22 protein-coding genes are annotated in these 18,741 nt (G+C 48.3%); 16 read left to right on the plus strand and 6 right to left on the minus strand.

Features of this window, described 5'->3' with window-relative positions:
• Window positions 1–105 precede the first annotated feature (105 nt).
• Complete coding sequence (gene murF, locus KD145_RS21875) at window positions 106–1,386, minus strand: UDP-N-acetylmuramoyl-tripeptide--D-alanyl-D-alanine ligase (protein WP_212001640.1); 1,281 nt, start codon at window positions 1,384–1,386, stop codon at window positions 106–108.
• Window positions 1,387–1,494: 108 nt separating this feature from the next.
• On the opposite strand from murF, the gene KD145_RS21880 reads away from it, so the two are divergent.
• The 5 genes from KD145_RS21880 (at window position 1,495) to apaG (ending at window position 4,179) form a co-directional block, all read left to right on the plus strand.
• On the plus strand, window positions 1,495–1,860 hold the full coding sequence (locus tag KD145_RS21880) for a hypothetical protein (protein ID WP_212001642.1): 366 nt from the start codon (window positions 1,495–1,497) through the stop codon (window positions 1,858–1,860).
• A 17-nt stretch (window positions 1,861–1,877) separates the two neighbouring features.
• Entirely contained in the window at window positions 1,878–2,426 is a 549-nt protein-coding gene (locus KD145_RS21885; protein WP_212001644.1) for a YceI family protein, read from the plus strand.
• A 30-nt stretch (window positions 2,427–2,456) separates the two neighbouring features.
• Entirely contained in the window at window positions 2,457–3,395 is a 939-nt protein-coding gene (locus KD145_RS21890) for a DUF5777 family beta-barrel protein (RefSeq protein ID WP_212001646.1), read from the plus strand.
• Window positions 3,383–3,709, plus strand: a complete 327-nt coding sequence (locus KD145_RS21895) for a DUF4157 domain-containing protein (protein ID WP_249219508.1) — start codon at window positions 3,383–3,385, stop codon at window positions 3,707–3,709. The genes KD145_RS21890 and KD145_RS21895 overlap by 13 nt, the downstream gene beginning before the upstream one ends.
• A gap of 83 nt (window positions 3,710–3,792) precedes the next feature.
• Window positions 3,793–4,179: a Co2+/Mg2+ efflux protein ApaG gene (gene apaG / locus KD145_RS21900; protein WP_212001648.1), complete on the plus strand. Its 387-nt coding sequence runs from the start codon at window positions 3,793–3,795 to the stop codon at window positions 4,177–4,179.
• A 49-nt stretch (window positions 4,180–4,228) separates the two neighbouring features.
• Here apaG and KD145_RS21905 read toward each other — a convergent pair whose 3' ends face one another.
• Window positions 4,229–5,260 (minus strand): hypothetical protein, encoded by a 1,032-nt coding sequence (locus tag KD145_RS21905; RefSeq protein ID WP_212001650.1) that lies wholly within the window; start codon window positions 5,258–5,260, stop codon window positions 4,229–4,231.
• An 82-nt stretch (window positions 5,261–5,342) separates the two neighbouring features.
• Between KD145_RS21905 and KD145_RS21910 the strand changes: the two genes are divergently transcribed.
• The 6 genes from KD145_RS21910 (at window position 5,343) to KD145_RS21935 (ending at window position 11,493) form a co-directional block, all read left to right on the plus strand.
• Window positions 5,343–6,026 carry a porin family protein gene (locus KD145_RS21910; RefSeq protein WP_212001652.1) on the plus strand — a complete coding sequence of 228 codons (684 nt, stop codon included), beginning with the start codon at window positions 5,343–5,345 and terminating at the stop codon, window positions 6,024–6,026.
• Between the two features lie 32 nt (window positions 6,027–6,058).
• On the plus strand, window positions 6,059–7,726 hold the full coding sequence (locus tag KD145_RS21915; RefSeq protein WP_212001654.1) for an NAD+ synthase: 1,668 nt from the start codon (window positions 6,059–6,061) through the stop codon (window positions 7,724–7,726).
• A 33-nt stretch (window positions 7,727–7,759) separates the two neighbouring features.
• On the plus strand, window positions 7,760–9,031 hold the full coding sequence (serS, locus tag KD145_RS21920) for a serine--tRNA ligase (RefSeq protein ID WP_212001656.1): 1,272 nt from the start codon (window positions 7,760–7,762) through the stop codon (window positions 9,029–9,031).
• A gap of 66 nt (window positions 9,032–9,097) precedes the next feature.
• Window positions 9,098–9,634 (plus strand): GNAT family N-acetyltransferase, encoded by a 537-nt coding sequence (locus tag KD145_RS21925; RefSeq protein WP_212001657.1) that lies wholly within the window; start codon window positions 9,098–9,100, stop codon window positions 9,632–9,634.
• Window positions 9,635–9,661: 27 nt separating this feature from the next.
• Window positions 9,662–10,747: a HesA/MoeB/ThiF family protein gene (locus tag KD145_RS21930; RefSeq protein ID WP_212001659.1), complete on the plus strand. Its 1,086-nt coding sequence runs from the start codon at window positions 9,662–9,664 to the stop codon at window positions 10,745–10,747.
• Between the two features lie 2 nt (window positions 10,748–10,749).
• Window positions 10,750–11,493, plus strand: coding sequence for a sulfite exporter TauE/SafE family protein (locus KD145_RS21935; protein WP_212001661.1), 744 nt, complete (start codon window positions 10,750–10,752; stop codon window positions 11,491–11,493).
• A gap of 8 nt (window positions 11,494–11,501) precedes the next feature.
• On the opposite strand, the gene moaA is transcribed toward KD145_RS21935, so the two are convergent.
• Window positions 11,502–12,467 carry a GTP 3',8-cyclase MoaA gene (gene moaA / locus KD145_RS21940; protein WP_212001663.1) on the minus strand — a complete coding sequence of 322 codons (966 nt, stop codon included), beginning with the start codon at window positions 12,465–12,467 and terminating at the stop codon, window positions 11,502–11,504.
• A gap of 4 nt (window positions 12,468–12,471) precedes the next feature.
• Window positions 12,472–12,843 carry a hypothetical protein gene (locus KD145_RS21945; RefSeq protein WP_212001665.1) on the minus strand — a complete coding sequence of 124 codons (372 nt, stop codon included), beginning with the start codon at window positions 12,841–12,843 and terminating at the stop codon, window positions 12,472–12,474.
• A gap of 78 nt (window positions 12,844–12,921) precedes the next feature.
• Between KD145_RS21945 and moaD the strand changes: the two genes are divergently transcribed.
• Together moaD and KD145_RS21955 are read left to right on the plus strand one after the other, a co-directional pair.
• Complete coding sequence (gene moaD, locus KD145_RS21950; RefSeq protein ID WP_212001667.1) at window positions 12,922–13,155, plus strand: molybdopterin converting factor subunit 1; 234 nt, start codon at window positions 12,922–12,924, stop codon at window positions 13,153–13,155.
• Window positions 13,156–13,198: 43 nt separating this feature from the next.
• Window positions 13,199–13,603, plus strand: coding sequence for a molybdenum cofactor biosynthesis protein MoaE (locus KD145_RS21955; RefSeq protein WP_212001670.1), 405 nt, complete (start codon window positions 13,199–13,201; stop codon window positions 13,601–13,603).
• Here the strand turns inward: KD145_RS21955 and KD145_RS21960 are convergent.
• Entirely contained in the window at window positions 13,557–14,189 is a 633-nt protein-coding gene (locus tag KD145_RS21960) for an NTP transferase domain-containing protein (protein WP_249219509.1), read from the minus strand. The two genes, KD145_RS21955 and KD145_RS21960, sit on opposite strands and share 47 nt — an antisense overlap.
• 39 nt (window positions 14,190–14,228) lie before the next feature.
• Window positions 14,229–14,714, minus strand: a complete 486-nt coding sequence (gene moaC, locus KD145_RS21965; RefSeq protein ID WP_212001672.1) for a cyclic pyranopterin monophosphate synthase MoaC — start codon at window positions 14,712–14,714, stop codon at window positions 14,229–14,231.
• A gap of 46 nt (window positions 14,715–14,760) precedes the next feature.
• Between moaC and KD145_RS21970 the strand changes: the two genes are divergently transcribed.
• Genes KD145_RS21970 through KD145_RS21980 form a run of 3 tightly spaced genes read left to right on the plus strand, consistent with a single transcriptional unit; the run spans window position 14,761 to window position 18,687 of the window.
• Window positions 14,761–15,969, plus strand: coding sequence for a molybdopterin molybdotransferase MoeA (locus KD145_RS21970; RefSeq protein ID WP_212001674.1), 1,209 nt, complete (start codon window positions 14,761–14,763; stop codon window positions 15,967–15,969).
• Window positions 15,970–16,011: 42 nt separating this feature from the next.
• The gene (locus tag KD145_RS21975; RefSeq protein WP_249219511.1) at window positions 16,012–17,460 is read left to right on the plus strand and encodes a DUF1800 family protein; all 1,449 of its coding nucleotides are present in this window, start codon (window positions 16,012–16,014) and stop codon (window positions 17,458–17,460) included.
• 24 nt (window positions 17,461–17,484) lie between these two features.
• Window positions 17,485–18,687, plus strand: coding sequence for a DUF1501 domain-containing protein (locus tag KD145_RS21980; protein WP_212001676.1), 1,203 nt, complete (start codon window positions 17,485–17,487; stop codon window positions 18,685–18,687).
• The last annotated feature ends 54 nt before the right edge of the window (window positions 18,688–18,741 follow it).

The following is an 18,741-nucleotide window of genomic DNA, read 5'->3' on the forward strand; positions in this document are numbered from 1 at the left end:
TACAATTTAGATTTTGGGCAAATATCAAATGAGAAATAATAGCATTAAAAATAATACAATTATGAAATCATTAACATTTATTTGCCCAAATATCTAAAAATAATTTTATGCAATCACCTTTTCCATACCGGTGCTTCGAGACCCTTTGATAAGTAGGTAAGTGTCCTGAAATTGTTGCTGCTGCAGCCATTGGGCGGCTTCGGCTGAATTTTCCAGGAAGATGTAAGGATGATTTATCTTTTTAAAATCCCCGCCTACGAGTACCACTGCTTCCCAGTGATGGCGTTGTAACTGCGCCACCAAAGCTTCATGTTCGTGGATACTGTCGGTGCCCAGCTCCATCATGGCACCGAGCATCAGCACTTTGCGGGGAGCATTGATACCTACGAAGTTATCGATGGCCGCTTTCATACTGGAAGGATTGGCATTGTATGCATCCATGATGATAGTATTGGTACCCTGTTGGATAACCTGGGAGCGGTTGTTGGAAGGCGTATAGTTGGCGATAGCGGGACCGATCTTTTCCACAGGCACGTTGAAGTGGCTGGCTACGGCCACGGCGGCCATTACATTGGGGAAGTTATAGGAGCCGGTAAGTTGGGTCTGTATAAATCCGATAGCGCTGTTGCCGGTTACCTGTACGCCGAGGAGCGCCTTGTCTGCTGCGGGGGTACCGGTATAGTCGGCGTCTTTGTTGCCATAGGTGACTACTTTGCTGATGCCTTTGCTCATCTCGATCAGATAAGGATAGTCGTTGCATACGAATACGGTACCATTGTTGGCCCTGAGGTAATCGTACAGTTCTCCTTTGGCTTTTTTTACCCCTTCTTCGCTGCCGAAGCCTTCCAGGTGGGCTTTCCCAATATTGGTGATGATACCATGGGTAGGCAGGGCGATGGTGCAGTAGCTGGCTATTTCCTGCTGATGGCTGGCGCCCATTTCGATCACGGCTATTTCCACATCGGAGGATATGCCCAGGATGGTGAGCGGAACACCGATATGGTTGTTGAGATTGCCGATGGTGGCATATGTTTTAAAGCCGGCAGATAAAGCGGCGTTGACCAGTTCTTTCGTAGTGGTTTTACCGTTAGTACCGGTAATGGCCAGAAAGGGGATATTCAGCTGTTTCCGGTGCCATAGTGCCAGTGCCTGTAATGTCTCCAGCACGTTGTCTACCAGCATCATCCTGTCGGGGTGAGTAAAGTAGGCGACTTCATCTACTACAGCAAAAGCGGCTCCCATTTCGAGCGCTTTGGCTGCAAACGTATTGCCGTTGAAGTTATCTCCTTTGAGTGCGAAGAAAATGTCATTAGCCTTCAGTTTGCGGGTATCTGTCTGAACACTGCGGTGCTGCAGGTAGATATTATACAGTTGTTCTATGGTCACGGGTGGAAATATTTCATGCAAAATAATAACTAAATATTCAAATAGCTACAATCTCCGGCAACCTATTCTTTGCTAGTTCCGTATCAGGGCATGAATTAAAAAACTACTATGAAAATTAGAACCTGTCTTTTTTTGTCGGGATTTGTACTGGCAGCTGCTTGTAAGAATGAGCAGGCAGTGGCCCCCGCGAGTGTCGATGGGAAATTTGACTGTAATGTCGCCCTTGTCACTACCAGTTATGTGTATAACGTCGTCACGGCCAACTGTACCTCCCGCGGCTGCCACCGGGCTGGTGGCTCCGATTTCTCTACTGCGGACAAACTGAAATCCTATATCAGTGCATCCAGGGCTGTTTTTACACAACGGGTTACCAGCGCTCAGGCCACCATGCCGCCATCCCGCTTCCCTGCATTGTCTCAGGGAACAAAAGATTCTATCGCCTGCTGGATTGAAAAGGGTATGCCCGATAAGTAAACTTAATCTTTGCCATCATGAAAAGCCTTATCTGTTTATTATTCCTGGCCCTATTGTCCTCACCGCTGCTGGCGCAGGATATTTTCTCCTCTAAAAACACTCACTTTTCTTTCTTTTCCTCTTCTCCGCTGGAAGACATCGAAGCGAAGACAGAGAAAGGTGTGTCTGCCATCAACATCAAAACCAAGGCTATCTATTTCAAGGTGCCAATTGCTTCTTTCCAGTTCAGGCAGAAGCTGATGCAGGAACATTTCAACCAAAACTATCTGGAAAGTGACAAGTATCCTTATGCCGAATTCAAAGGAAAAGTGCTGGAAGATGCAGACCTCAGCAAAGACGGTACCTATCAGGTAACGGTAGAGGGTACACTGAATCTGCATGGAGTAGAAAAAACCTACAAGGAAAAAGGTACTATCACCGTACGGGGCGGTAACATCACTGCCGGTGCCACTTTTAACATCCGCATAGCAGATCATCGTATCGATATCCCTACGATCGTGGTGAAAAATATCGCGGAGGTAGTTGCCGTCACAGTAAATGCACTGTATACAGTTGTCAACCGGTAAAAAATCCATCATTCATTTTTAAATCGACACATGAAAATTATTGTTTCCCTGATGCTGCTGGCCGGTATCAGCTTCTATGCCCAGGCGCAGGACGACCTGAGCAAACTCTTCGATTCTACCGGTGTCCGGCATCCCAAAGTATTGTATACCTACAAGGGCACCCGCATAATCATGGGGCATTCTACAGAAACACTCCGTAAACATGAGCTGGACTTCCGGGTGGACCACCGTTTTGGTGACCTGGCCGGAGAATTCGGTGGCGTAAAGACATTTTATGGCATGGACAATTCTACGGATATCCGTATTGGTCTGGAGTATGGTATTACAGACAGGCTGATGGTAGGACTGGGCCGTTCCAAAGGCTCCGGTGCGCAACGCCAGCTGGTGGACGTACTGGCGAAATACCGTTTGCTGGAACAAACACAGGATGATCATATGCCGGTATCCCTGTCACTGCTGGGCTCCGCAGTGATATCCTGTATGACATCGGAAGCAGACCCGCATCAGGCCGCATATTTCAAGGATGCAGCAGACCGGCTGAGTTATGTGGCCCAGGCTATTGTCTCCCGGAAATTTGGCATCCTGTCCTTAACGCTGTCTCCTACTTTCGTACATCGCAACCGGGTCGGTTACATGGACATGAACAATCTGTTTGCCATGGGCGTAGGTGGCCGGCTGAAGCTGTCGAAGCGAGTGGGACTGATCGCTGAATATTATTATCCTTTCCGGTCTGATGACAGCAAGAATTACTACAAGAAGATTACTTCACTCTATAACCCATTGGCAGTAGGTGTTGAGATAGAAACCGGCGGACACGTGTTTCATATCAACTTCACCAATGCCACTGCTATCCAGGAGACCCAGTTCATACCAGAGACCACTTCCTCCTGGTTGCAGGGACAATACCGCTGGGGTTTTAATATTTCCCGTAGATTTACATTATTCGGGAAAAAGGATTGGAAAAAATAAGATGCCGTATACACGTTGATTCAGGGCTTGCCCGCATTGCCGCTATGGTAATGGGAGTAGAACAGGTAGCCATGGTATTGGGACGCACCATACATCTGTATGGGGCGTCCCGTTTGGAGTTTCTGGCTGATACTGCCTGGCTCCGTCATGAGGCCTGTCATGTAAAGCAATACCAGCAATATGGTATGATTGGTTTCCTGAGAAGATATCTGTATGAATGTGCCCGCAAGGGATATTATCATAACAGGCTGGAAATAGCAGCCAGAATGGCGGAGACCGATCCGCTCATGCTGGAAGGAATAGAAATTATCTAAAAAATCGTTAAAGTGTTTCCCGGGGTAGAAAAAATCTGCCCACTGGCTTTATTTTTCTTATTTTTACGTCAAAGGTTGATTTTATGGTTAAGAAGGTAACAGAGGGCATCACCATCAGCGTGGAAACATTCTACCAGCCGGATTATTCCAATCCTATTGGAGGCGAATTTATGTTTGCTTACCGTATCACCATTGAAAACAACAATACATTCCCCATCAAATTACTGCGCCGTCACTGGTTTATCATTGATTCCAACGGTTCCCACCGTGAAGTGGAAGGCGAGGGTGTAGTAGGTGTTCAGCCACTGCTGGCCCCCGGCGAAACCTATCAATATGTCTCGGGCTCCAACCTCCGCACCGAGATCGGGAAGATGTACGGTACTTATCAAATGGAAAATCAGCTTGATAAGAAAATCCTGGAAGTCAGGATTCCTGAGTTCCAGATGGTTGTTCCGTTTAAACTGAACTAAAGCGCAAAAAAAGAGCAAAGCTCTTGTGAACTTTGCTCCCGTTTTACAGTCAGGGTCTGTACTTCGACTCCTTGAATATTTCCAGTAAATTTTTCGATTCCATCAGCTGCTGCAAGGTGACGTCAGCGTGCTTTTCCATGTATTTGCTCACGATAGCATAGCCTACGAAGTAGCCTATTTTACCGGGAGAGCCTTCGGGCATGCCCTGGGTAGAGGGTGCATCGGTCATGAAGTGGTTGATCTGCTGCCAGTCGGTGGAATAGAGAAGGTTATTCTGTACAAAGAACTGCCAGATCATCTTTTCATTTTCGTGGCACCATTGCAGCTGGTCTTTCGTATAGCCGAAACGGATAGAGTCGGCGGTTTGAGGCAATACTTTAGAGAGGAAATATTGTTGTTTGCCGGCTTCGATCATTTGTTCGAGCAGGCCGCCACCATTACGGGGTGCGGGATACAGCTGTTGCTGGATCACCTGCATACAATTGGTGGTAATATATTCAGGGGCAAAGCGCCGTATCATGTAATCAGGATAATCCGGGATACGGGCATATGGTGGGAAATCGGCACCCATGTACATATCCAGCCCAACTCCCAGGATAGAGTCGATAGTAATGGCACCATAATTGGCAATACCCGAGATGAAAGTGACTACTTTAGGCGGATGAAAAGCGGGGATGTAATATTTGGTATAACGGAAAGCCTGAGCGAGCTGTGTTTGCAGTGAAGTGGTATTCCCGAATTTCGCAGTCACGGCATTCTCCAGCTGACGGAAGTCGGGGTTGGTCAGGAAAAGCCGTATCTGCTGCTGTATTTCCCTGCTGCTGTCTGTATACGCACCCATATTCATGATTTCAGATATGTATATGGGCATAAAAACAGGGTAGCTGGCATGGAGGGTGGTCAGGCCGGGTTGCAGGTTGTTGGTGTCGAGGGAGAAAAGGGCCGAATCGAACCGCTGGATACTAACGTCCATGGGTATATGGCTTACATCCGGTGCTTTGCTGCCGGGCTTGCAGGCGTGGAACAGCAGTACCATCAGGCAGCCGGCAAGCAGGGAGTATGTAGGATAATATCGCATCACAGTAATTAGATTAGAAAATTGCAAATTACGAATTATGACAGTGAATAATGTAATTCGTAATTTCATCGTTAAAATGAATCATATGAAGAGGATTTTCCTTTTAGCATTGACAATAGGTATGGTGCAGATGGGGATGGCGCAGAGCGGTTACCGTACTTTCCGGGAGAAAGTGCGACTGGGCTTTAAATTAGACCCGATGATATCAATACTGAAACCACAGGAATCAGGTGTGAACCGCAACAGTGCTAAAGCGGGTCTGGCTTTTGGCGTGATGGCCGATTTTAACCTGAACGAAACCGGTAACTATGCCCTGGCTTCGGGCTTCAACGTGGTGCTGGGTGGCAGCAAGCTGAAATACGATGCCGGCAAGGGATTGGGCGATTTTAAAGCCAGTCCGGCAGAATACAATATGAAACTCACCTACATTGAGATACCACTGGCGCTGAAGTTAAAAACGACCTCGCATAATGATATCGACTGGTGGGGACAATTCGGTACCTACCTCGCATTCCCTGTCAGCGGAAGGGCAGATATCATCTCCCTGAATCAAACCTTTGACAGAGTGAACATACTGCCGGAAATGAACCGTATCAACGTTGGCATGCTCATCGGCGCCGGTATTGAATATCCGTTGGGCGAAACCCTTACCGGCATAGTAGGTGTCACCTATCAGAATGGTTTTGTGGATGTGACCCGCAATGCGAAATGGAATGATGGTAAGGTAAATATGAATAGCTTTGCACTTCGGCTGGGCGTATATTTCTAGGCAACAGCTGATTTTTTAAATTTTTTCAGGGTATGAAGATTATACTGGCACAACAGAACTACCATATAGGCAATTTTGAACACAACACACAGAAGATCATTGATGGCATTCATGCTGCAAAGGCGCAGGGCGCCGATCTGGTGGTGTTTTCCGAGTTGTGTGTTTGCGGGTATCCTCCCCGTGATTTCCTTGAGTTTGAAGACTTTATCGGGCAATGTTATCATGCTATTGATGTGATTAAAGCCCATACCAAAGATATCGCCGTGCTGGTAGGCGGCCCGGCACGCAATCCTCAGCGTGAAGGTAAAGACCTCTTTAATGCGGCCTGGTTCCTTCATGAAGGAGAAGTGAAACAGGTAGTGCACAAAACACTGCTGCCTACCTATGACGTTTTTGATGAATACCGCTATTTTGAACCATCCTACGAATGGAATATCATTCCGTTCAAAGGAAAAAAACTGGCTGTAACTATCTGTGAAGATATCTGGAACCTGGGCAACAACCCCCTGTACCGGGTATGTCCGATGGATGTGCTGATGGCGCAGGAACCAGATGTGATGATCAATCTCTCTGCTTCCCCTTTTGATTATGATCATGATGAAGACAGAAAAGAGATCATCCGGGCTAATGTGCTCAAATACAGGCTGCCCATGTATTATTGCAATACCGTAGGCTCTCAGACGGAGATCGTATTTGATGGTGGTTCCCTGATTTTTGATGCTGCCGGTAATGTGGCGAAGGTATTGCCTTACTTCACGGAAGCCATGGATGGTATGGACCTGGAAGATCTGCTCTGCCAGGAAGTCGCACCAGCGGCCACGCAGGCATTTACTCCGCTGACCGAACTGGTTTTTGACCACAACATCCATCGTATCTATGATGCGCTGGTATTGGGCATCCGTGATTATTTCGGTAAGATGGGCTTCAAAAAGGCGATCCTGGGCTCTTCCGGCGGGATAGACAGCGCTGTGACCCTCGCCATCGCCTGTGATGCGCTGGGCAGCGAAAACGTAAGGGCTGTGCTGATGCCTTCCCCCTACTCTACTGATCATTCTGTAGACGATGCGGTGGCTTTGTCCAAAAATCTGAACAATCCCTATGATATCATCCGTATCAACGATATCTATGAAAATTTCCTGACCACGCTGGAGCCCTATTTCAAAGGGCTGCCCTTTAATGTGGCGGAAGAAAATACTCAGTCCCGTATCCGTGGTAACCTGCTGATGGGACTGTCCAACAAATTCGGGTATATTCTGTTGAATACATCCAATAAGAGCGAGCTGTCTACCGGTTATGGCACGCTTTACGGCGATATGGCTGGTGGCCTGTCTGTACTGGGGGATGTGTACAAAATGCAGGTATATGCGCTGGCCCGTTATATCAACCGGGAGCGGGAGATTATACCGGTAAACATCATTGATAAGGCCCCTTCTGCAGAGCTGCGCCCTAATCAGAAAGACAGCGACAGCCTGCCGGATTACACCGTGCTGGACAAACTGCTGTACCAGTACATTGAGCGCCGTCAGGGTCCTAAAGAAATTATCGCTCAGGGCTTCGATTCCGCTTTGGTTTCGCGGGCCTTAAAGATGGTCAACACCAATGAATATAAAAGAAATCAGTTCTGCCCTATTATCCGTGTCTCTTCCAAAGCCTTTGGTGTAGGCCGCAGGATGCCGATAGTAGGTAAATATCTCAGCTAAATTCTATCTTTGAGCAAAATTTTTTAATACAACATGTTACAAGTACCGTTTATACGTCAAAATAAAGATCTGGTGTTGGAACGCCTGGCCCTGAAAAACTTCAAGGAAGTGGCTTTGGTAGATGAAGTGCTGGCACTGGACGACAAGCGTAAGAAATTAACCCTGGAATACGATGAAACACAAGCGCAGGTGAACAGTCTCTCCAAAGAGATCGGTAAACTGATGGCGCAGGGCAAAAAAGAAGAGGGAGAACAGCAAAGGGCAGCCGTAAACGCCCTGAAAGAGAAGCTGGGTCCTGTAAATGATGAACTGAATGCTACCGAAAAAGCATTGCATGATACCCTGGTGAAACTGCCTAACCTGCCTGCAGCGATCGTTCCTCCCGGCAACAGCCCGGAAGAAAACGTGGAAGTGCGCAGAGGTGGTACCACCCCTGTTTTACCAGCAGACGCCGTACCTCACTGGGACCTGGCTAAAAAATACCAGCTGATTGATTTTGAGCTGGGCAATAAAATCACCGGTAGCGGTTTCCCTGTTTTCAAAAACAAAGGTGCCCGTCTGCAACGTGCGCTGGTTCAGTATTTCCTGGATTATAACCTGGAAAACGGTTATACAGAATATGCTCCTCCTTACCTGGTAAATGAAACCTCTGCCTTCGGCACCGGTCAGCTGCCAGACAAGGAAGGACAGATGTACCACGCTAAAGACGATAACTACTTCCTGATCCCGACTGCAGAAGTACCACTGACCAATATTTACCGCGACGAGATCGTAAAAGATACAGACCTGCCGATCAGAATGACCGGTTATACTCCTTGTTTCCGCCGGGAAGCCGGATCCTACGGTAAAGACGTACGCGGCCTCAACCGGGTGCATCAGTTCGACAAAGTAGAGATCGTACAGATCGTACATCCCGAAAAGTCTTACGAAGCGCTGGACCAAATGGTAGCCCATGTAGAGCAGCTGCTGAACAACCTGGGACTGGAATACCGTATTCTGCGTTTGTGCGGTGGTGATATGAGTTTCACTGCTGCCATCACCTACGACTTTGAAGTGTATAGCGCAGCGCAGCAGAAATGGCTGGAAGTGAGCTCTGTATCTAACTTCGAAACATTCCAGACCAACCGTATGAAGATCCGCTTCAAAGAACAAAACGGCAAGCCTCAGCTGGCGCATTCCCTGAATGGCAGCTCCCTGGCGCTTCCCCGCATTATGGCCTGCCTGCTGGAAAACAACCAGACAGCAGATGGTATCCAACTGCCAGCCGTACTGCACAGTTATTTCGGAGCAGACAAGATCAATTAATTATCTGACTGTTATTTGATGATAAAGAGCAGCCGTAAACCGGCTGCTTTTTTTTATTTTCGTACCATGCGACACTTTTTGCCAAACGGAGCTGAACTTATTATCCGGCAGCCAACTACCGCAGATGCTTCCAGCCTGCTGGATAATTTTCAGCGGATGACACAGGAAACCGACTTCCTGTTGTTCACATATGCGGAGTCGCTGGAATTGAGCCAACGAACAGAGGAAGATTATATCAAAACCTATCTGGGTAATTCAGATCAGCTGATGCTGCTGGCCGTAGTGGAAGATAAGGTGGTAGGCTCTATCACCATCAATCACAGCGGGTATAACAAAAAAGGGCATACTGCTGAAATGGGTATTGCCGTGGAACGTGCCTGGAGCGGCCTGGGTATAGGTCGTCGCCTGATGACTGCCATGTTGCGCTGGGCTGAACAGCACAAAAAAATACATCTACTCTATCTGCAGGTATTTGCTACCAACGACAGGGCCATGCACCTCTATCGTAATTTTGGCTTTCAGGAATGTGGCCGCCTGCCCAACGGAATAGAGCTGCGCGATGGCCAGTATGTAGATCTGGTGACTATGTACCGCCAGGTATAACCTGTTAACGTCCTTAAGACTTTTTGTATGCAACGATACGACCGACAGACAAGACTGGAAGGCTTCGGCCCGGAAAAACAACGTTTATTGCAACAGGCCTCAGTGCTGGTGATCGGCGCCGGTGGCCTGGGAGTGCCGGTATTACAATACCTGACAGCAATGGGCATCGGTAAAATCGGTATTGTGGAACATGATACCGTATCCGTCACTAACCTGCAAAGACAGGTGTTATATACCACTGCAGACCAGGACAAACCTAAAATACAACTGGCTGCCGACCGGCTTGGGCAGCTGAATCCGGAAGTACAGCTGGTACAACATGACACCTGGCTCACGACAGATAATGCCCTGGAAATCATACAGCCTTATGATGTAGTGGTAGATTGTTCCGATAACTTTGGCACCCGTTACCTTGTCAACGATGCCTGCGTAATTGCCGGTAAACCGCTGGTTTACGGAGCTATCTATAAATACGAAGGACAACTGAGTGTTTTCAACTATCAGGGAGGAGCTACCTACCGCTGTATATTCCCTGAACCACCGGAAGCCGGTGAGATGTTGAACTGCAGTGAGATCGGCGTGCTGGGCGTGTTGCCCGGTATCATTGGGTGTTATCAGGCTAATGAAGTGGTGAAAGTGATTACTGGTATCGGTACACCACTCAAAAACCAGCTGATGACCATCGATACGCTGCATAATACCCACCTGATTTTTAATATTACCCCGGTAGCGGCCAACAGGCAGATACAGCGCCTGGCAGGCAACTACCAGCAAACCGTATGTGAAGTGAATAATTTACAGTCCTTGTCTGTTCAGCAGCTGCATGGCTGGCTGCAACAGGGCGACGCCCTGCAATTGCTTGATGTGAGAGAAGATGATGAATGGGAGATCTGCCATATTCCGCAAGCCATCCATATTCCGATGGGGCAGGTATTGGGCCGTGTGGCCGCACTGCAGCCGGAAGCACCGGTAGCAGTATTGTGTCATCATGGGATGCGTAGCCGTGCTGTCGGACAACGACTGGTAGAAATGGGCTTCAAACAGGTATATAATGTGGAAGGTGGTATCCATGCGTGGGCCTGTAGTATAGATGATCAGATGCAAACTTATTAATAGTGGTCATAGAACTCTGTATCCTTTTTTTCCTGGTAGCATTGCTTTATTCAGCCGCCGGTTTTGGTGGCGGTTCCAGTTACCTGGCTATCCTGGCTTTGTGGAGCGTGGATTTTCAGTTGATGAAATCCACCGCCTTGCTGTGTAATGTGGCAGTGGTGGCGGGCGGTGTGTATCATTTTTATAAAAGTGGTCATCTGCCGCTTAAAAAGGCCTGGCAGTTGTCACTGGTGAGTGTACCGCTGGCTTTTGCGGGCAGTTACCTGCCGTTGAAGCAGGAAACTTTTTTTCTGTTGCTGGGCTTTGCACTGACGCTGGCGGCGGTGTTTATGTGTTACCGTCTTTTTTTTGAGCGTAACCAGGAACCGGAGACGCTGCGGGAAAGCAACGGAACGCTTTATGGTCTTATCGGCGGAGGTATAGGTTTGTTGTCAGGTATGACCGGCATCGGCGGAGGTATTTATCTGGCCCCTGTCTTACGGTTGGGCAAATATGATACCGCCAAGAATGTGGCTGGTCTCAGCAGTTTTTTTATTCTTGTTAATTCCATTGCCGGCCTTTTGGGGCAGGCAGCCAAACAGGCGATCATATTTGATGCTGCATTTGCCGGCCCTCTCCTGCTGGCGGTCGTTGTTGGCGGACAGATAGGTGCAAGGCTAAGTGCCCGGGTGCTGAAACCCCGATGGGTGGCGGGTGCTACGGCTGTATTGATTTTATATGCTGGTGTGAGAATGCTGATCAAATAGATTGTTTTCTACCCTCCTATTACAGACATGCTTTCCGGAATGCGGGTGTGCTGTTTTTCCGCATCAAAGCCATTGGCAGCGCGGTGGTGTAATACCTGTTGCAAGGCCGGCAGCAGGGGTGTTCCTGATCTTAGCAGGTCTTTCACATTGATGGTATCTGCGCCATACAGGCAGGTTTTGACACTACCGATGGCGGATATACGTAATCTGTTGCAGGTGCCGCAGAAGGTACGGCTATAGGCAGGTATGACGCCTATATTACCTTGATGGCCGGGTATGCTGTAAAGCAATGCGGTGGCATGCGGAGGGTCGGGCAGTTTATGCAGGGGATATTTTTCATGGATAGTATCGAGGATGGTCCGGTAGTTCCAGGTAATGCCTGAAAACATATGTCCCTGACCGTTAAAGGGCATCTCTTCAATGAACCGTACTGACAGCGCATGGTCGCGGGTGAGGGAAGTGAAATGGACCAGCTCGTCGGTATTCACATCTTCCATCACCACTACATTGATCTTCACTTTCATCTGATGGGCCAGCAGACTATCGAGCGTTTGCATGACCGCATCAAATTGATCACGGCGGGTGATCTGTAGAAAACGTGCGGGTTGCAGGGTATCGAGACTAAGATTGATATGTGTGATGCCCAGTTGTTGCAGGGCGGGTATATAATCGCGGGTAAGTACACCATTGGTGGTGATGGCGAGTTGCGTTATACCGGGTATGGCTTTGATGGCTGAAAGCAGGTTGATAAGTCCGGGTCGCATAAAAGGCTCTCCACCGGTGATCCTGACTTTTGAAATGCCGGCACTGGCTAATGTTTGCAGCAGGGAGATGATTTCGCTGTCTGTGAGTAGGGCATCAGACTTCACGAAGCGCATATTTTCCGGCATACAATAGGTGCAACGGAGGTTGCACCGGTCGGTGACCGACAGTCTAACGTAATCGATTATACGATGATGGGCATCAGTCAGCATTATCTCAGCAGTTTTGCCCGGCATTAGGGTTGTCAAATGCCTGGCTGTCGTCTTCGTCGCGGGTGGTGAGGCACCGGAAGTCTTTTTCTACCAGCACTTTCAACTCGGAGCCGTCAGAATTGGGCAGTATCAGTTCAAAGCCTACCTGGTCCGGCTCATACCAGGCATTCAGCCTTTCAGATGGGAGCAACAGGTGTACACCATCATGCTCCATTTTGATAACAGGATCGGTGATTTCTTTTGACCGCAGGCAGAAGTGAAGCGTTGTTGCGCCGATATGTGTGATAGACTCTACTTTTCCAGTGTCCTGCAACAGCTCCAGATCTGTTTTGTCGAGCCGGTAGCGGATGCTGTTCCCTCTTATCCTTATCTTCATAGAAAATGATTTTCTGCTGCTCTAAAAGTACTACTTTATCCCTGCTATATCGTAGTTTTAACCAATAAATCTGAAAGTATGGGCCTATTGCTTTTTGGAGTAGCAAAAGATATTGCGGGTGCCGCAATGATCAGTTTTCCGGCTACCGTTACTGATGTGGCGGCCCTGAAACAATGGTTGTATGAAAACTATCCGCCGCTGCGACAGCTCAGCTCCCTTATGATAGCCGTCAACCGGGAATATGCAGCTGATTCGCAGTTGATCAATGCCGGTGATGAAGTGGCAGTAATACCGCCGGTAAGTGGTGGATGAGGGTTCTCATAGAAGAAAAAGGATGAAGAATTATAATGTGACAATGGATACTTTAATAGCTATAAAAGATACGGTCACCGTGCAGGAAGCACTGGACTTTATTCAGGCACCGGAATGCGGCGGGGAGGTGATTTTTACCGGTACAGTACGTAATCATACAAAAGGCCGTGCCGTAGCAAAATTGTTTTATGAATGCTACGAAGCGATGGCCCTCAGCGAAATGCATAAAATCGCAGCAAGGGTACAGGAGCAGTGGGATATCCACAAACTGGTGATATTACATGCCATTGGTGACAAATATCCCGGAGATATTGCCGTAGTGATTGCTGTTGCCTCAGCACATCGGGGAATTGCTTTTGACGCATGCGAATTTACTATTGATACATTAAAGGAAACAGTGCCTATCTGGAAGAAGGAGTTTTTTGAGAATGGGGAGATTGGGAACTGATCTGCCGGACAGCTTCTGCTTTTTCGGCAGGTGTATTGGCATTGTACTGCTCTTCGTAGTAGCGGTTGTTTAACAGCTGGATACCTGTATTGAGCAAGGTTTTACGCGGGCAGTTTTTACCTGCTGCCACATTCTCCAGTAAAGCGTCGAGGCCTGCAGGTTCCCAGATGGCTATCAGGGGTTCAGGCATCAGATCTACAGGGCTTTTGAAAGCCGTGGCCGCGCAGTCTTTTTCCCGGGCGTTTATGAGTATTTCCAGGCTTTGTCGGCTGATCAGCGGCAGGTCGCAGGCTAGTACCAGCCAGGCCGTGCCCGGTTGATACTGCCGGGCGCTGAGTAATCCGGCCGAAGGTCCGCCATAGGGCACATTATCCGGAATCAACAACGGATAGCTGTCAAAATCCTGTTGTTGATCCACCCGGCAGGACAGATAGGTTTCCAGTTGAAATGATTGTAATAATTCCATCAGGTATTGCCATTGCGGCATACCATGATAGTGGATACTGCTTTTGTTTTCCTGCATACGGGTGCTGTGCCCGCCACATAAAACCAGCCCTTTCAAAGGAGCATTATTGTTTTCCATCATACTGTATCATTTCTTTTTTTCGCCTTTGAGAGCGCATAGTTACTTCTCATAATCCTGTTTACCACCTGTTTTACTGATCAGGCGGGTTTCGCGGATCACCATGTCGTGGGTGAAAGCCTTACACATATCGTAGATGGTAAGGGCCGCCACACTGGCGCCGGTGAGGGCTTCCATTTCCACTCCTGTCTTTCCCGTTGTTTTTACAGTACAGCGGATAACGGCTTCTTCATCTTCCAGTTGTATCTGCACATCACAGCCGTCCAGCAGCAGGGAGTGGCATAGCGGGATGAGGTCGGGCGTTTTTTTAGCGGCCATGATCCCTGCAATGATGGCCGTCTGAAACACAGCACCTTTGCGGGTTTGTATATCATGGTCCTTAAACTGTTCACGTACCAGTGCCGGTAAAAAAACACGGCTTTCGGCAACGGCTACACGATAAGTGACACCTTTTCCGCTTACATCTACCATCGCCGGCTGACCGGAAGAATCGAGATGGGTAAAATCGCTGCTTGATGGATTGGACATAATATCATAAATTTAATCATCTTCACCTTTACAAAAATAATACAAAATGATGCTGACTGTTGCTGCTGCGTTCAGAGCCGTATTACAAACCGTGCGGGATATGGGCACCGAGATGTTGCCTTTTGAAGCTGCTACCGGCCGGGTATTGCGTGAGCCTGTAAAAGCAGACAGGCCCTTTCCTCCTTTCGACCGGGTTACGATGGATGGCATTGCCATCCTGTACGACAGTTATGCACGCGGGCAACAGATCTTCGGGGTAGAAGATATACAGGCTGCAGGTACTCCCCGCCTGCAGCTTTCCAGCACTGCCAACTGTATAGAGGTGATGACCGGTGCCATTCTGCCGGAACTGACAGATACCGTAATACCCTATGAACAGCTGAATGTTAGTGATCATGAAGGTTTCCGCCGTTTCACCATCAGCGGAGAAGTGAAACAGGGACAAAATGTACATCGCAAAGGCTCCGATGTGGAAGCGGGTGCTGTGCTGTTGCAGCCTGGTACGTTGCTGGGCCCTGCAGAAGCAGGCGTACTGGCGTCAGTAGGTAAAACACAGGTGGAAGTGGCGCGCCTTCCCCGTGTAGTCGTGATCGCTACCGGCAATGAACTGGTACCGGTAGATGCCACACCGGAAGAGCATCAGGTGCGCATCTCCAATATCTACAGTCTGATGGCTTCTCTTGAGCAATGCGGTATCAGCGCACAATACATACACCTGAGTGATGATCAAACGGAAATGATCAGCCGATTGGAATCCCTGTTGCCCGAAACGGATGTGTGGATCAGCTCCGGTGCAGTATCGGCTGGGAAATATGATTACCTGCCTGCGGTGTTACAGCAGCTGGGGATGCAGCAGGTTTTCCATAAAGTGCAGCAAAGGCCCGGAAAACCTTTCCTGTTCGGCACTTTCAAAGATGGCCCGGTAGTATTCGCTTTACCCGGAAATCCCGTATCAGGGTTTATGTGTTTTTACCGTTATGTGCAGCCCTGGCTGAAAGCTGCCATGGGGGCTAAAGAAGCAGCTCCGGTATATGCGGTGCTGCAGGAGCAGGTTATCTTCAATCCTTCGCTCGAATATTACCTCCCTGTTAAATTACAATCGTTGCCCGATGGTACTATGGGTGCTTTCCCACAACCTTATCACGGTTCCGGAGATCTGGCAAGCCTGCTGCTGGCGGATGCGTTCATGACACTGCCAATAGAAGGCTCCGTTTTTGAGAAAGGCAGCTGTTATCCGGTCTGGATATTTCGTTAAACCTGATGGGCAAAACACAGTCTTACATTAAACTATTTACGTATGCCTGTAGTTGCCAAGAAAGTAGAAATGCAACATCTAGCCTGGCGTGCCGGCTTCGGGGAAACTTTGCCCGTGATCACCGAATGGGAAAAGAGGAGGCGGAAGGAAATTGTGAATAAAGTACTGATAGGTCCCAAACGTGCAGAACTGGAGTCTGTTGATGTGATCAATGCCACCGACCTGCCGGACTACAAACGTTTCCGGGACATGACGGAAGAACAAAAGAAAACCGTCAGGGAAATGAATACCCAGGGTATCAAAGATCTTAATGTGGCCTGGTTGAACATGATGGAAAAAAGCGAACATCCGCTCCGTGAAAAAATGAGTCTCTTCTGGCATGGCCATTTTGCCTGCCGTACACAGGATGTCTTATACAATCAACAACTGATCAGTGTTATCCGCGAAAATGCACTTGGTAACTTTGGCGACCTGCTGAGCGCCGTTTCCAAGTCCACGGCCATGTTGCAGTTCCTCAACAATCAGCAGAACCGTAAACAACATCCCAACGAAAATTTTGCCCGTGAAGTAATGGAGCTGTTCACTATGGGCCGCGGCCATTACAGTGAAACAGATATCAAAGAGGCTGCCCGTGCCTTTACCGGATGGGGCTTCGATGACAATGGCACATTTGTGTTCCGAGAAAAACAACACGATGACGGAGAAAAAGTCCTCCTGGGCAAACGAGGGAACTATAATGGTGACGATGTGCTGAAGATCCTGCTGGACCAGCGACAGACGGCCATTTATATCACCACCAAGATATTCAGATATTTTGTTGACGATACTCCGGACCAGGCACTGATCGAGTCTTTATCCGATAAGTTTTATCAGTCTGGTTACGAAATCAAAACGCTGATGCAGGAGATATTCATGTCTGACTGGTTTTATGACAGTAAATACATCGGCAACCGTATCAAGTCGCCGGTGGAGCTGCTGATTGGTATTCGTAGAACCATTCCGATGGCTTTTGAGCAGGAAGAACTGATGATAGCATTTCAGCGCATCCTCGGGCAGGTGCTTTTTTACCCGCCCAATGTGGCTGGCTGGCCGGGAGGCCGCGCCTGGATAGACAGTTCCAGCCTGATGTTCCGGTTACGCATACCGCAGGTGATCCTGTATTCTCAGGTGCTGAATATCCGCCCCAAAGAGATCGCGCCGGAAATGGGCGATGGCGGTAATTATAAAATGACCTTGCAGATCAATGATTTTCTGAAAAGACAGTTTGCCAAAAAAGTCAATGCACGGATTAACTGGGACCCTTATATACAGGGCTACAGCGATATCCCAAGAGAAAATCTGGCAGACGAAATCGCCGGTGTGTTGTTGCAGCAACCCGGTAATATCAAAAAAGCATTGTTGGAGAAATATGCCGACACCGGTTCCCGGGAAGGATATATTAAAACCGTCACCATTGATGTGATGAGCACTCCGGAATATCAATTGTGTTAATCATTCACCAGAAAGCTAAAAGTTATGTATATACTTAACAGGCGTCGTTTTTTACAGGTAGGCTCCCTGGCTTCTGCGGCCATGATGATGCCTAAATTCCTGAAAGCTTTTGAATCCGGAGCGTTGGTGCCTCCCGGCAACAAAGTGCTGGTGATTATACAGCTGTCTGGCGGAAACGATGGACTGAATACGATCATCCCTTACCGTAATGATATCTATTACCGTTCCCGTCCGGTGCTGGGCATCAAAAGGGAGACTGCGCTCTCACTCAATGATGAACTGGGCATCCACCCCTCCCTGGATGGGCTGAAATCCTTATATGATGAAGGCTCGATGGCCATCCTGAATAATGTGGGCTACCCCAATCCTGACCGTTCCCATTTCCGTTCTATGGACATCTGGCATTCTGCCAGTCAGTCCAATGAATTCTGGAACGACGGCTGGATAGGCCGTTACCTCGATGCACAGTGCAATGGTTGTGATAAGCCCACACAGGCACTGGAGATAGATGATACCCTGAGCCTGGCACTGAAAGGTGATCATAACAAAGGCCTGGCACTCACAGATCCCGGCCGTCTTTCAAACACCAGCAACGACAAGTATTTCAAAGACTTGTTACAGCAACATGCCCATGAAGATGAACATCATAATGTAGAATATCTCTACAAAACCATGGCAGAAACGATTTCCTCAGCGGCCTACATCCAGCAGCAGTTTAAGACCTACCAATCGAAGGAGAATTATCCGGCTACGGAGTTGGGGCGTAATCTGCGCACCATCGCCAACCTGGTTATGTCAGACATCAATACCAAAGTGTATTATGTTTCACATGGAAGCTTTGATACACACGTGAATCAGCAGGACCAGCAGGCTCGCCTTTTTAAGCAGCTGAGCGAGGCCCTGACTGTGTTTACCGGTGATCTCAAAAAGAACAACCGTTTCCAGGACGTAGCGGTAATGACCTTCTCCGAATTTGGCCGCAGGGTGAGTCAGAATGCCAGCGGTGGTACCGACCATGGCACTGCCAATAATATGTTTCTGATTAGTGGAGGTCTGAAAAAACAAGGTATCCTCAATGAAGGGCCCGACCTGATGAACCTGAAGGATGGGGATTTACAGTATAAGGTGGACTTTAAAAGTGTTTATGCCACATTACTCAACAAGTGGCTGAGTGCTGATGATCAGCAGATCCTGAAGCAGCACTACGAAAAGATGGATTTTATCTGATTAAATTAGCTCAGAACTTGAATCTAGCCCAGGACTTCAGTCCTGGGCTAATTT

This window comes from Chitinophaga sp. HK235, from assembly GCF_018255755.1.
In the GTDB taxonomy this organism is placed as follows: Bacteria; Bacteroidota; Bacteroidia; order Chitinophagales; family Chitinophagaceae; genus Chitinophaga.

Coding starts and splice junctions, on each gene's coding strand:
- KD145_RS21980 (WP_212001676.1), top strand. CDS start 17,485: ATGTATATACTTAACAGGCGTCGTTTTTTACAGGTAGGCTCCCTGGCT.
- moaC (WP_212001672.1), bottom strand. CDS start 14,714: ATGTCCAATCCATCAAGCAGCGATTTTACCCATCTCGATTCTTCCGGT.
- KD145_RS21975 (WP_249219511.1), top strand. CDS start 16,012: ATGCCTGTAGTTGCCAAGAAAGTAGAAATGCAACATCTAGCCTGGCGT.
- KD145_RS21925 (WP_212001657.1), top strand. CDS start 9,098: ATGCGACACTTTTTGCCAAACGGAGCTGAACTTATTATCCGGCAGCCA.
- KD145_RS21885 (WP_212001644.1), top strand. CDS start 1,878: ATGAAAAGCCTTATCTGTTTATTATTCCTGGCCCTATTGTCCTCACCG.
- KD145_RS21880 (WP_212001642.1), top strand. CDS start 1,495: ATGAAAATTAGAACCTGTCTTTTTTTGTCGGGATTTGTACTGGCAGCT.
- moaD (WP_212001667.1), top strand. CDS start 12,922: ATGGGCCTATTGCTTTTTGGAGTAGCAAAAGATATTGCGGGTGCCGCA.
- KD145_RS21930 (WP_212001659.1), top strand. CDS start 9,662: ATGCAACGATACGACCGACAGACAAGACTGGAAGGCTTCGGCCCGGAA.
- KD145_RS21955 (WP_212001670.1), top strand. CDS start 13,199: ATGGATACTTTAATAGCTATAAAAGATACGGTCACCGTGCAGGAAGCA.
- KD145_RS21945 (WP_212001665.1), bottom strand. CDS start 12,843: ATGAAGATAAGGATAAGAGGGAACAGCATCCGCTACCGGCTCGACAAA.
- apaG (WP_212001648.1), top strand. CDS start 3,793: ATGGTTAAGAAGGTAACAGAGGGCATCACCATCAGCGTGGAAACATTC.
- KD145_RS21890 (WP_212001646.1), top strand. CDS start 2,457: ATGAAAATTATTGTTTCCCTGATGCTGCTGGCCGGTATCAGCTTCTAT.
- serS (WP_212001656.1), top strand. CDS start 7,760: ATGTTACAAGTACCGTTTATACGTCAAAATAAAGATCTGGTGTTGGAA.
- KD145_RS21915 (WP_212001654.1), top strand. CDS start 6,059: ATGAAGATTATACTGGCACAACAGAACTACCATATAGGCAATTTTGAA.
- KD145_RS21910 (WP_212001652.1), top strand. CDS start 5,343: ATGAAGAGGATTTTCCTTTTAGCATTGACAATAGGTATGGTGCAGATG.
- moaA (WP_212001663.1), bottom strand. CDS start 12,467: ATGCTGACTGATGCCCATCATCGTATAATCGATTACGTTAGACTGTCG.
- KD145_RS21960 (WP_249219509.1), bottom strand. CDS start 14,189: ATGATGGAAAACAATAATGCTCCTTTGAAAGGGCTGGTTTTATGTGGC.
- KD145_RS21970 (WP_212001674.1), top strand. CDS start 14,761: ATGATGCTGACTGTTGCTGCTGCGTTCAGAGCCGTATTACAAACCGTG.